This window comes from Cellulophaga geojensis KL-A, from assembly GCF_000568425.1.
Taxonomy (GTDB): Bacteria; Bacteroidota; Bacteroidia; order Flavobacteriales; family Flavobacteriaceae; genus Cellulophaga; species Cellulophaga lytica.
The window spans coordinates 1-12,827 of sequence record NZ_ARZX01000022.1 but is presented as its reverse complement, the minus strand read 5'-3'; the positions used below and the strand labels follow the sequence as shown (position 1 = coordinate 12,827).

Below are 12,827 nucleotides of genomic sequence, written 5' to 3'. Positions count from 1 at the left end.
TAGACTTATAAAGCCTTTAGATCTTTTATAGTTTTAAAGGCTACATCTACCTGCTCATCATTTACTAAAATAGTAAACTCATTGGTTGTAGAAATCACCTCAAAAAGTACAATACCTTCCCAAGCTAAACGCTGAAAAATAAAATAATAAATACCAGGAACTGATACATTCTCTGCTGGTAATTTTACAGTAATAGAAGATAAATTTTCTGCTTTTTGGGTACATCTTTCGTGCTTAAACAACTCTTCTACTGTATTATCTAAAGTATTATTTACCACAATATTAAGCTCATTTACTCCTCTAGAAGAAGTATAAAAAACATCTTTATTTTTGTTAACTTCTCTAATTAGCTTTGTTTGGTTATCTAAGATAGAATCAGACAATAAAAAAGTAAAATCTGTTAAAGAAGACCTCACCGTAATTTCTCCTATGTTTTTAAGGACTTTTACAATTTTGTGCGTAGCTCTAAACTCTAAATCGTCAGATAACCTTTTTAAAGCCATAACAATAGCTCCGTTTCTAATATCTTTACCTAATTCAGATTCTATTTCTGGTTTAATTATTCTAGATAACGACGTTAAGTTAATAATGCTTTGTGCCAAAGCACTTTGTAAAAAAGGCTTCTTTTTAATGTACTCCTCTACTACGGATGATATTGTTTTCATCTTGCTGTTAGTTTAAATTAATTTTTGGTTGTTTGTTTTGCGTGTATTAGAAAAATATTTTTCAGTGTAAACGAAAAAAATCATCTTTACATTACAAAATTAACAAATTGTTTTAAATGTAACAATTGTAATATGATAAAAATATGTAGGTTCAATTTTAAAAATGATAAAATGCATCCTTTAAATGCTCAATTTTTAAATTATCTGCATTTTTTAAAATTGTAATAATATCAAATCTAACATCTACATCTAAATCATTATCAGACACATAATGATCTGCAGCCATAACAAGAAGTTTAATTTTTTTAGCGGTTACCGTATCTGCAATATTCTGTAAAGCGTCACTACTTCTAGACTTTACCTCTATAATGGCTAGTGTGCTTTTTTGCTGTGCAATAATATCTACCTCAGCTTTTAAATAACGGTAATTAAGGTGCTTAATAACGTAACCATTGTCCTTTAAAAACTCTACTGCTAGTTTTTCCCCTTCTTTACCAAACTGATTGTGAATACCCATAAAAAAAATTTAACACACAAATTACAGCATTTCATCGAAAAAAAAAGCTTTTCATCATCTAAAACCGCTTAATTTACGTAGGTAATAAAGTTGCTTTGTTAAAATTTTTAACCATTCATATACGGTAATGTATATTTTAACGTTAAAAATAAACACACAACCTAATAACCGATCAATACTAATGCAATAATTATTATGGAATATTTTGTGAATTGCAATTCTGCATCGCTAAACCCCATAGCTGGCTCACTAGACAAACAAAAAGCTGAACATCTTTACAGAAGATTAGGTTTTAGTGCCTCTGTAGACACTATTACAAACGCTGTAGGACAAAATGTGTCTGCATATGTAGATAATTTAATAGCAGAAGCTATTAGTATGCCAGAAATTGCAGCACCTATATGGGCAAATTGGACAGGTGCAGATTATCCTGAGGATGATGACGCTAGAAACCAATTAAGAAATCAACAAAAACAAGAGTTTATAAGTCTATACATAAATGGTTTAGTTACAAATAATTTAAAAGATAGGTTAAGTTTCTTTTGGAGCAACCATTTTGTAACGGAATACAGAAACTATATGGCTCCGCCTCTATTTTATAGGTATGTAAATTGTTTACAACGTAATGCAATAGGCAATTTTAAAGATTTTGTAAGTGAAATTGGCCTTAATGACGCTATGTTATTTTATTTAGATGGTGTGTACAATAATGGTAACAACCCTAATGAAAACTATGCGCGTGAGTTGTATGAATTATTTACATTAGGTGAAGGTAACGGCTATACAGAAGAAGATATTATAGAAACCGCTAGAGCCTTAACTGGTTGGGTAGAACGTGGTGAAGAAAGTTATACTCCAATTACTTTTGACCCAACAAAGCATGACACAGGTAGTAAAACCATTTTTGGCCAAACAGACACCTTTGATTATGATGGTGTTATAACTAATTTGTTTGACCAAAGAGAAGAAAAAATAAGCTGGTTTATTTGTAAAAAATTATACGAGTTTTTTGTTCACCCAGATTCTGATGACGAAGAAAACAACGGTAATGCAAAACAAATTGTTGACGAATTAGCGGCAGTATTTAGAGGTAGTGGTTTTGAAATAGCAGAAGTATTAAGAGTGCTATTTAAAAGTGAACATTTTTATGATGACGAAGCTGTTGGTGTAATAATTAAGAGTCCGTTTGATATTTATATAAACCTAATAAACGAAACTAATTTTACGTTTGATGAAGATACAATTGCAAGTGTAGAAAACACATGCAGACTTCTTGGACAAGAAATTTTTAACCCACCAGGAGTAGAAGGTTGGTACAGAGATAGGTATTGGATAAATACTAATTTTATGATTGGCCGCTGGCTATCTGCAGAACTTTATTTGCAAACAGCATACAATGTAAGCTCTGAGCAATTTAGAGATTTTGCTATTTCTGTGACACCTAATGCATCTACAGAAAGTAATCCAGACAGGGTTACCGATGCCATTTTAGATAAATTATTACCAAAAGGTATTGCTGCAGACGAGCTACAAAATGCATATGATGTATTTAGAGACGATGCACTGGTACAATATTACGCTCCTCCAGAAGGAGACGGTACCTGGAGCTTATATTACCCAGGTGCAGAAGTATTAGTTTTTCAGCTTATGATGCATATTATTAGACAACCAGAATTCCAATTAAAATAACCATTTATTATGTGCAATACAAATTCTAAAGTACAACATGCAGACAAAGAGGCTCATGACTTAGAGCATAAAAAATGGAACAGACGTTCTTTTTTACAAGCAATGGGGATGGTTGGCTCTGGTTCTATGCTATTAGGTAGCAATGTACTTAACGCTTCGGCTACGTCACCTTTGTCTACTGCAATTGCAGATGCAGAGTCAGACGGTAAAGTTTTAGTTTTAATAAGACTTGCAGGTGGTAATGACGGTTTAAGTACTGTTATACCAATAGAGCAATATGATACTTACGCAAATGCAAGACCTAATATATACATACCAGAAAGTAAGGTTTTAAAATTAACCGATAATTTTGGTGTTCCATCATACATGACCTCTTTAGAGCGCATGTGGGGAGAAGGTCAGTTTAAAGCAGTTCATGGCGTAGGTTATGAAGGTCAGAGTTTATCTCATTTTACAGGATCAGATATTTTTGCAAATACCGATTTAACAACCACTGGTTTTTCTGGTGAAAAAACAGGTTGGATGGGTAGACATTTTGAAGAATTATATCAAGATTATTTAATTAACCCACCAGAAGCTCCTGCTGCTATCCAAATAGGACAATATGGTAGCTTGGTTTTTCAGGGAGAAGAAACAAATTATGCATTTGTAACAAGTAACATTAACCAACTAGAGCGTATTGCAGAAACAGGTAACCAATATGAAATAGCTGACGAAACTATTTTTGGCGATTGTATGTATGGTGACCAAATTAAGTTTTTAAGAGGTGTTGCTAATACTACTTATGAGTATTCTGGTAAAATACATGAGGCTTATGAACGTGGTGAAGCTTTAGGTTGCGGTATTGAATACCAAGACAATAGTTTTGCACGACAATTAGCTGTATTAGCCAAGCTAATAAAAGGTGGCTTAGGCACAAAAGTATATATGATTTCTATGGGTGGTTTTGACACGCACGGAAATCAGCCATTAGTACATGAACGCTTAATGACAAATTTATCTGTTGCCGTAAGCGATTTTTACCAAGACTTAGCCTGTACAGAGCAAGATGACAAGGTTTTAAGTATGACCTTTTCTGAGTTTGGACGTAGAATATACGAAAACGGATCTAACGGTACAGATCATGGTAAAGCAAGTCCTACACTATTCTTTGGTTCTGCGTTAAATGGTAGTGCATTTGTTGGTGATCATCCATCATTAGAGGATCCTAATGAAAGAGGTAACCTTGAGTATACAATGGATTTTAGAGATTTATATGGCACTGTTTTAGCAGAATGGTTATGTGTACCTAGAGAAGCTGTAGAAAGACATTTATTAGGACGCACTTATGTGCCAGTAGATTTAGGTTTTAGTTGTAGTGGAGAAGATTTTCCAGATATTGCTATTGATGATGAAACTCCTGTTTTACCTGGACCACCAGACGGAGGAACAGATCCTACAGAACCAGACCCTGTAATAGAAAATATGGTAGTTCACAAACCATATTACCCTACAAAAGGAAACCCAACAATACATTTAGAAATGCCATTTACGGCACATGTAGATATTCAAATTTATAACATTTTAGGGCAAAACATAGGCACAGTATACAATGCTATGACTACAGAAGGCTCTCAAGAAATTAACATTAGAGAACGCCTACCTGTAAACCTTGCCACTGGTAAATACATTTACAGAATAAGTGTTCAAGATCAAAAAATGAGCAAATCTGTAATGGTATCTTAATCAGTTTACATTACAATTAATATTACATTAAAGCACCTATTATTTAATTTAGGTGCTTTTTTTATGTCAATTTAGTATTGTTCTTTTTTGTTTTAAAATCTAACTCCTTTTTAACTCTAGAATTTTTGTTTTTATACACACGTGTAATATCATCTTCAGACTTAGGAGTATCTTTTATAGCATCTAAATCTACAGATTTTAAAACATCTTTACGTACTGGCTTACCACTCATAACTTTATCTTTTTTACACAATTACAACTAAAAAATACAGCTTATATTTTAAATAATCGTTGTATTGCGCTAGTTTTTAAAAGTAGCTAGTGGTTGTAACACGCATTTATTTCTATCTTTTCTTTAGTACTGCTTGCTAAAAATGTATTTTTGCAGCTTAATTCAATTTTAATGGCACAACAAACAAAAACACCAAGTAGATATACAATTACAGCTGCGTTACCTTACACAAACGGACCAATACATATTGGCCATTTGGCAGGTGTATATGTTCCTGCAGATATTTATGCACGTTATTTAAGAGGCACCAATAAAGATGTTGCCTTTGTTTGTGGTAGTGATGAGCACGGTGTTGCTATTTCTATGAAAGCCAAAAAGGAAGGCATTACACCTAAACAGGTTATAGATAAATACCACGCAATCATTAAAAAATCTTTTTTAGATTTTGGAATTACTTTTGATAATTACTCGCGCACATCTGCACAAGTACACCATGATACAGCTTCTGAGTTTTTTAAGAATTTGTATGACAAAGGTGATTTTATAGAAGAAACTACAGAACAATTATATGATGCAGAAGCTAAACAGTTTTTGGCAGATAGGTTTGTAATTGGTACGTGTCCAAAATGTGGTCATGAAGAAGCTTATGGAGACCAATGTGAAAACTGTGGATCTACATTAAGTGCTACCGAATTAATAAATCCTAAATCTACCGTATCTGGTGCTGTACCTACTTTAAAAGAAACAAAACACTGGTTTTTACCTTTAGATAGGTATGAGGACTTTTTAAAAGAATGGATTTTAGAAGGCCATAAAAACGATTGGAAACCTAATGTTTACGGACAATGTAAATCTTGGATAGATGATGGTTTAAAACCACGTGCCGTAACCAGAGATTTAGACTGGGGAATTCCTGTTCCGGTACCAGGTGGTGAGGGCAAAGTACTTTATGTTTGGTTTGATGCGCCTATTGGTTACATCTCATCTACCAAAGAATGGGCTGCACGCGAGGGCAAAGATTGGGAGCCATATTGGAAAGATGAAAACACAAAAATGCTTCACTTTATAGGTAAAGATAATATTGTTTTTCACTGTATTATTTTCCCTAGTATGCTAAAAGCACACGGAGATTTTATTCTACCTGAAAACGTACCAGCAAATGAATTTTTAAATTTAGAAGGCAATAAGTTATCAACCTCTAAAAACTGGGCCGTTTGGTTGCATGAGTATTTAGAAGATTTCCCAGATATGCAAGATGTTTTGCGTTACACACTAACTGCAAACGCTCCAGAAACTAAGGATAACGATTTTACTTGGAAAGATTTTCAGGCACGTAATAATAACGAGTTGGTTGCCATTTTTGGTAATTTTATAAACAGAGTTGTGGTATTAACAAACAAATATTACAACGGTGTTTTACCTACTCCTGCTACATTTTCTGAAATAGATAAAGCTACTTTAGAAGAGGTTAAAAAATACCCAGAAATAATTTCTAGTTCTTTAGAACGCTATAGATTTAGAGAAGCCGGACAAGAATTAATGAATTTAGCTAGACTTGGTAACAAGTACTTAGCAGATGAAGAACCTTGGAAAGTTATTAAGCAAGATGAGGAACGTGTAAAAACCATAATGTATGTTGCTTTACAAATAGCATCTGCATTGGCTGTACTAAGTGAGCCATTTTTACCTTTTACATCGGATAAACTTAAAAACATTTTAAATGTAAGTGCTGCAAATAATAACGTAGAATGGAATACTATTGCTACCCAAGATGTATTATTACCAGCCGGACATACAATTAACAAAGCAGAATTGTTGTTTAGAAAAGTAGAAGACAAAGAAATTGAAGCTCAACTAGCAAAGCTAGAAGCAACAAAAAAAGCAAACTTACAAATGAGCAAAGAAGTAGCTGCACAAAAAGACACCATTACTTTTGACGATTTTACAAAGTTAGATATGCGTGTTGGTACCATTATAGAAGCAGAAAAAATGGCTAAAGCAAAAAAGCTATTGGTTTTAAAGGTAGATACTGGTTTAGATACCCGCACCATAGTTTCTGGTATTGCAGAAAGCTTTACTCCTGAAGAAATTGTAGGTAAAAAAGTTACTGTTTTAGTAAACCTAGCTCCAAGAGCTTTACGCGGTGTAGAGAGTGAAGGAATGATTTTAATGACAGAAAATGCAGACGGAAAATTAGTTTTTGTGAACCCAGATGAAGATGGTGTAAATAGTGGCGAAACAATAAATTAATTTTGTAATTTTATAAAAAGAAGAAAATTATGTTATCAAAAAATATAGAAAAAGCACTTAACAATCAGATAAAAATAGAAGCAGAATCTTCTCAGATTTATTTAGCTATGGCTTGCTGGGCTGAGGTAAAAGGTCTTGAGGGTGTTGCTGGTTTTATGTACGACCAGTCTAATGAAGAGCGAGACCATATGCTAAAACTGGTTAAATTTGTTAATGAACGTGGCGGACACGCACAAATTTCTGAGCTTGCCGCACCTAACGTAACCTTTAATTCTTTTAAAGAAATGTTCGAAAAATTATTTGAACATGAAGTGTTTGTTTCTAATAGTATTAATGAGCTAGTACACATTACCTTACAAGAAAAAGATTATGCTACACATAACTTTTTACAATGGTACGTATCAGAACAAATAGAGGAAGAAGCTATGGCACGTACTATTTTAGACAAAATAAACCTTATTGGAGATGATAAAGGTGGTTTGTATTTGTTTGATAGAGATATACAGCAACTAACAGTGTCTACAGCCTCTACAGAAGATCCACAATAAGTTTAACAAAATAATTTTATTTAGATTAATTTAAAATAACTACTTTTGCCGTACTATTTTTAGGCATAAGTAGTTATGGGCAAAAAAAAGGATAAGAAAAAAGAAAAAAAAGCATTAAAAAAATTGCTAAAAGCAACTCCTAAAGTTGCAGATAAGGTAAAAAGCAAATGCTGTAAAAAATATAAGAAATCTGAAAACAAGCGTTGTAAAAAATGTCCTTGTTTTGATTTGCTTAAAAAAGTAGCCTAAGACTACGCACTTCATCTAATTTACAGTTTTTTTCACACCTAGTTAATACAACATCTAGTATCTTTACATAGTATTTGGACTACAAATTTATTGCATTATCATTTTATGCAAATGAGTTACTGTGTGGTCTAAAAAAACAGTTATTTCGTATATACATAAATCAAAATAAATTATGAAACAGTTAATAGTACTACTACTTGCAGTAAGTTTAGTTTCTTGCGGAGCATCAAAAACCGTTAGAACATCAAAAAAAGTAATTAAAGGAGAATGGACACTTAGCAACATATCTTATAGTGAAGCTGGTGAATACAATGTTACGCTTTTAAACGATGTATCTAAAGAATGCTTTCAAGGTAGTTCTTGGTCTTTTATACCTAACAACAATACTGGTAAGTATAGCATAAACAATGCAAATTGTGCTACAGGAGAACGTAACTTTATTTTTACAATTCAAGAAATTGATGAAACTACTGGCTTGTACGACTTTTTAATTAAGCCTACAGACGCAAAAGGTAAAAGTCAAAACAACGTAGGGTTTAGATTATCACTTGCATTGTTAACAGAGTCTAATATGACCTGGACACAAACTTTATCTGTAGATGGCAAACCATTTACAATTACAATGAACTTTACCAAAGCAGATTGGTAAAAAAAACACAACCCATTAATTATTAAATAATTTAAAATTAACACATGAAAACAACAATAAAAAAAATAACAATAGGTGTATTTGCATTACTATTAATGGTAAATTTTACAAGTTGTGATGCTGTACAAAACGCAAACAACAAACAAAAAGGTGGTGCAATTGGTGCTGCTGGTGGTGCAATTTTAGGTGCTATAATTGGTAACAATGTAGGCAAAGGAGGCAATGGCGAGCTAGGTGCAGTTATTGGTGGTGTTGTTGGTGGTGGTGCTGGTGTGCTTATTGGTAATAGAATGGATAAGCAAGCACAAAAAATTGAAGAAGAAATTCCGGGTGCACAAGTAGAGCGTGTAGATGATGGTATTGTTGTAACTTTTGATGAAAACAGTGGTGTATTTTTTGACACAGCTAAATACAACATTAACGGTGCATCTAAAACATCTTTAGATAAATTAGCTAATGTATTTATAGAGTATCCAGATACCAATATTTTGGTTGTAGGCCATACAGATAGTTCTGGTGCTGCAGATTACAACATGACGTTATCTAAAAACAGAGCAAACGCAGTAACATCATACTTAACAGCTAAAGGAATTGCTGCTAGTAGATTTACTACAGAGTGGTTTGGAGAAGAAAAACCAACGCATGATAACAGTACACCAGAAGGTAGAGCCAAAAACAGAAGAGTAAACGTTGCTATTTTACCTAACGAGAAAATGATAAATGATGCTAAAATGCAGTCTGGCGAAAACTAGAAAAATTATAGCACAGAAATTCGATTAAATCAATTGAGTTAAATATATTAGAGACCTTATAAAACTAAATTTATAAGGTCTTTTTTAATGATAAAATATATACTTAAACACACGCAGTTACCAGAACTAAGTGTAAAAAATACTATAGAGCTTTTAAATCAAGATTGTACCATACCTTTTATATCTAGATACCGTAAAGAAAAAACAGGAAACTTAGACGAGGTACAAATTGGTGCTATTGTTACCTACAAAGCTCAGTTTGAAGCCTTAGAAAAAAGAAAAGCAGCAATACTAAAAGCGTTGCAAGAACAAGATGTTTTAACGCCAGAACTACAAACAAAAATTGCTGCCACAGACAACCTTACTACTTTAGAAGATATTTACCTTCCGTTTAAGAAAAAGCGTAAGACAAAAGCTGAAACCGCTATTAAAAACGGTTTAGAGCCTTTAGCTAAAATAATAATGGCACAGCGTAATGATGAAATTGAATATACAGCCTCTAGATACCTAAATGATGTTATTATTAATGAAGATTTGGCGTTAGAAGGAGCAAGACATATTATATCTGAATGGATTAATGAGCGCACAGATATTAGAAACGGTATACGCCACCAGCTTGAAAACTACGCCCTAATTACAACCAAAGTTATTGGCACTAAAAAAGATGACGAAAAAGCCCAGAAGTTTAGAGATTATTTTGATTGGAGCGAGGCTTTAAAACGATGCCCATCACACAGGTTACTTGCCATTTTAAGAGCAGAAAAAGAAGGTTTTATTAGGGTTAAAATAGAAATAGACAATGATAGAGCTTTAGATAAAATTGAAAACCGAATTATAAAAAGTAACAATGCCTGTGCACAGCAAATAGAGCTTGCTATACAAGATGCTTACAAAAGACTACTTCTCCCCTCTTTGTCTAACGAGCTTTTAAAAAATGCTAAAGAAAAAGCAGATGCAGATGCAATAGCTGTTTTCTCTAAAAATTTAAAACAATTACTATTAGGTTCTCCTTTAGGCGAAAAAAGAATATTAGCCTTAGATCCTGGTTTTAGAACCGGTTGCAAATTGGTGTGTTTAGATGCCCAAGGAGATTTGTTGCACAATGAAACTATTTATCCGCATGCACCACAAAACAAAAGCACAGAAGCTATTAAAAAAATTAGCTCTTTAGCAGATGCATATAAAATTGAAGCCATAGCAATAGGTAACGGTACAGCCTCTAGAGAAACAGAGCAATTGGTTAAACGCATACAATTTAAAAACCCATTAGAAGTTTTTGTGGTTAGCGAAGCAGGCGCATCTATATACTCGGCTTCTAAAATTGCTAGAGATGAGTTTCCTAATTATGATGTTACTGTGCGTGGTGCAGTTTCTATTGGGCGTAGACTTGCAGATCCGTTAGCAGAATTGGTAAAAATAGATGCAAAATCTATAGGTGTTGGGCAATACCAACATGATGTAGACCAAAGCAAACTAAAACAATCTTTAGACACTGTTGTAGAGAGTTGTGTAAATGCGGTTGGTGTAAATATAAACACCGCAAGTACATCTTTACTAAGTTATGTATCTGGTATTGGACCAAAATTAGCCGAAAACATTGTAAACTACCGAAACGAAAATGGTGCTTTTACAAGCAGAACAGCCATAAAAAAAGTACCGCGTTTGGGCGGAAAAGCGTTTGAGCAAGGTGCTGCTTTTTTACGCATAAAAAATGCCAATAACCCCTTAGATGATTCTGCCGTACACCCAGAGAGTTACAGCATAGTACAACAAATAACAAAAGATACCAAAGTACCTATTGAAGAGTTAATTGGTAATAAAGAGGTTTTACAAAAAATAGAACTAGAAAAATACTGTACAGACACTGTTGGTTTACCAACATTGCAAGACATTGTTAAGGAGCTAGAAAAGCCTGGTTTAGATATTAGAGAAAAAGCCAAAGTATTTTCTTTTAACCAAAACATACGGTCTATAACAGACCTTGTTGCTGGACAGTTATTACCAGGTATAGTAAACAATATTACCAATTTTGGTTGTTTTGTAGATGTTGGTATTAAGGAAAGTGGCTTAATACACATATCTAACCTGTCAGACACTTTTGTAAAAGACGTAAATGAGCACGTAAGCCTACACCAACAAATAGTGGTAAAAGTATTAGAGGTAGACGTTGCCCGTAAGCGCATACAACTAGCTTTACATAAAAATATGTAATACTAAAAAGGCTTTCTAAACCAGTATAGAAAGCCTTTTTAGTTTATGGTTAGTGTTTAGGTTACATTACCCTTTACCAAGCATTAAAATCTCGTTACAATTCACCTCTGTACTATATCTTTTTTCGCCTTCTTTGGTCTCGTAAGACCTGTTAACCAATTTGCCCTCTAAAGCAATTTCTTTTCCTTTGGTTAAATAGTTTTCTACAATTTCTGCAGTTTTTCCCCAAGCAACAACATTGTGCCATTGGGTATCTGTTATTTTTTCGCCAGCAGCGTTTTTGTACGTCTCATTAGTAGCTATAGAAAAGCGTGCAAGCTTTTTACCACCATCTAAGTTTATAATTTCTGGATCGTTACCTAAGTTACCAATTAACTGTACTCTGTTTTTAAGTGCGTTCATAATTTGTGTGTTTTAATGTTTAACAGTTACTACTACCAAAGCACTATTGCAATGGCACTGTAAACCTAAAACCGTAACCAAACTTTATACGGTTACAAAGCGCTTACTTTCGGTTGTAAATATTTGTAGTCGTTTAAAAATGATTAAAAAATTCCTAAATAAAAATACAAAACGGAGTATAATTAATGCATTTTACACACAAAATTGAGCTAATTACACATTTCCGTAATTACAATACAGAAAATAATTATAAATTGTGGGAAAAATAACAGCTAAAAATGTAAAATGTGCGTTTATTCACCCATATTGGCGGAATAAACGCAATATATTGCGTTTACTAACTAGTTGTAGGTAATTTGACAACTCAAGAAACTGAATGGAAAACTTAATTGGAGCAATTGTTTTTTTAATAGTTGGAGGTGGATTTTTATACGCTGGATTTAACGTTCGGAATTCAAATCGTAGAATACAAACAAGTGGAATTAAAACTAAAGCTAAAATAATTGACTTTATAGAGGAACGTAGCAAAGATGCTGACGGTGATTCACATATCTATCACTTTCCTGTTGTTCGATTTACGGACAAAAACGGAAGTGAAACAACCCAAAAGTTGGATTCAAGTGCGAATCCTAAACGGATAAATGAACCGATTGATATAATTTACTTGAAAAAGAATAATGAATACGAAATAATGATAAACAGTGAGTTCTGGAAAACCTATTTTCCAATGATTTTTATAGTCGGTGGATTTTTATTCTCTGGAATCGGAATTGTATGGTTGATTAATAAAATATGAATAAAAAACTACCTACAACAATGTATAACCGCAATTACGGCGGATTCGACTACGTCCGAATCCACTCGGAATTGCTAAAGTCTGTGCCAAACCGAAAATTAACGCAAATTAACCCGTAACTGACGGTTATACGTATTCCAAG

Annotated in this window: 13 protein-coding genes; 9 read left to right on the top strand and 4 right to left on the bottom strand. The window is 33.3% G+C overall.

Going from position 1 to position 12,827, the window contains the following annotated elements; all coding sequences use genetic code 11:
• Positions 1-5: 5 nt before the first annotated feature.
• A complete protein-coding gene (locus KLA_RS14280; RefSeq protein ID WP_013621306.1) occupies positions 6-665 on the bottom strand; it encodes a hypothetical protein in 660 nt (219 codons plus the stop codon).
• A 157-nt stretch (positions 666-822) separates the two neighbouring features.
• On the bottom strand, positions 823-1,182 hold the full coding sequence (locus tag KLA_RS14275; protein WP_013621305.1) for a YraN family protein: 360 nt from the start codon (positions 1,180-1,182) through the stop codon (positions 823-825).
• 195 nt (positions 1,183-1,377) lie between these two features.
• On the opposite strand from KLA_RS14275, the gene KLA_RS14270 reads away from it, so the two are divergent.
• On the top strand, positions 1,378-2,871 hold the full coding sequence (locus KLA_RS14270; protein ID WP_034646545.1) for a DUF1800 domain-containing protein: 1,494 nt from the start codon (positions 1,378-1,380) through the stop codon (positions 2,869-2,871).
• A 9-nt stretch (positions 2,872-2,880) separates the two neighbouring features.
• Positions 2,881-4,596 (top strand): DUF1501 domain-containing protein, encoded by a 1,716-nt coding sequence (locus KLA_RS14265; RefSeq protein ID WP_013621303.1) that lies wholly within the window; start codon positions 2,881-2,883, stop codon positions 4,594-4,596.
• A gap of 61 nt (positions 4,597-4,657) precedes the next feature.
• Here KLA_RS14265 and KLA_RS18120 read toward each other — a convergent pair whose 3' ends face one another.
• Entirely contained in the window at positions 4,658-4,828 is a 171-nt protein-coding gene (locus tag KLA_RS18120) for a hypothetical protein (protein ID WP_013621302.1), read from the bottom strand.
• Between the two features lie 171 nt (positions 4,829-4,999).
• Here KLA_RS18120 and metG point away from each other — a divergent pair, with 171 nt between their 5' ends.
• From metG to KLA_RS14240, 6 genes are all read left to right on the top strand, one after another.
• Positions 5,000-7,078 (top strand): methionine--tRNA ligase, encoded by a 2,079-nt coding sequence (metG, locus tag KLA_RS14260; RefSeq protein WP_034646543.1) that lies wholly within the window; start codon positions 5,000-5,002, stop codon positions 7,076-7,078.
• Between the two features lie 29 nt (positions 7,079-7,107).
• Positions 7,108-7,626: a ferritin gene (locus KLA_RS14255; protein ID WP_013621300.1), complete on the top strand. Its 519-nt coding sequence runs from the start codon at positions 7,108-7,110 to the stop codon at positions 7,624-7,626.
• Between the two features lie 75 nt (positions 7,627-7,701).
• A complete protein-coding gene (locus KLA_RS18265) occupies positions 7,702-7,875 on the top strand; it encodes a hypothetical protein (protein ID WP_013621299.1) in 174 nt (57 codons plus the stop codon).
• 172 nt (positions 7,876-8,047) lie between these two features.
• Positions 8,048-8,524 carry a lipocalin family protein gene (locus KLA_RS14250; RefSeq protein WP_013621298.1) on the top strand — a complete coding sequence of 159 codons (477 nt, stop codon included), beginning with the start codon at positions 8,048-8,050 and terminating at the stop codon, positions 8,522-8,524.
• Between the two features lie 44 nt (positions 8,525-8,568).
• Positions 8,569-9,276: an OmpA family protein gene (locus KLA_RS14245; protein WP_013621297.1), complete on the top strand. Its 708-nt coding sequence runs from the start codon at positions 8,569-8,571 to the stop codon at positions 9,274-9,276.
• Between the two features lie 87 nt (positions 9,277-9,363).
• Positions 9,364-11,487, top strand: coding sequence for a Tex family protein (locus tag KLA_RS14240; protein ID WP_034646540.1), 2,124 nt, complete (start codon positions 9,364-9,366; stop codon positions 11,485-11,487).
• Positions 11,488-11,553: 66 nt separating this feature from the next.
• Here KLA_RS14240 and KLA_RS14235 read toward each other — a convergent pair whose 3' ends face one another.
• On the bottom strand, positions 11,554-11,889 hold the full coding sequence (locus KLA_RS14235) for a single-stranded DNA-binding protein (RefSeq protein ID WP_034646538.1): 336 nt from the start codon (positions 11,887-11,889) through the stop codon (positions 11,554-11,556).
• A gap of 376 nt (positions 11,890-12,265) precedes the next feature.
• On the opposite strand from KLA_RS14235, the gene KLA_RS14230 reads away from it, so the two are divergent.
• Positions 12,266-12,685, top strand: coding sequence for a DUF3592 domain-containing protein (locus tag KLA_RS14230; protein WP_034646536.1), 420 nt, complete (start codon positions 12,266-12,268; stop codon positions 12,683-12,685).
• The last annotated feature ends 142 nt before the right edge of the window (positions 12,686-12,827 follow it).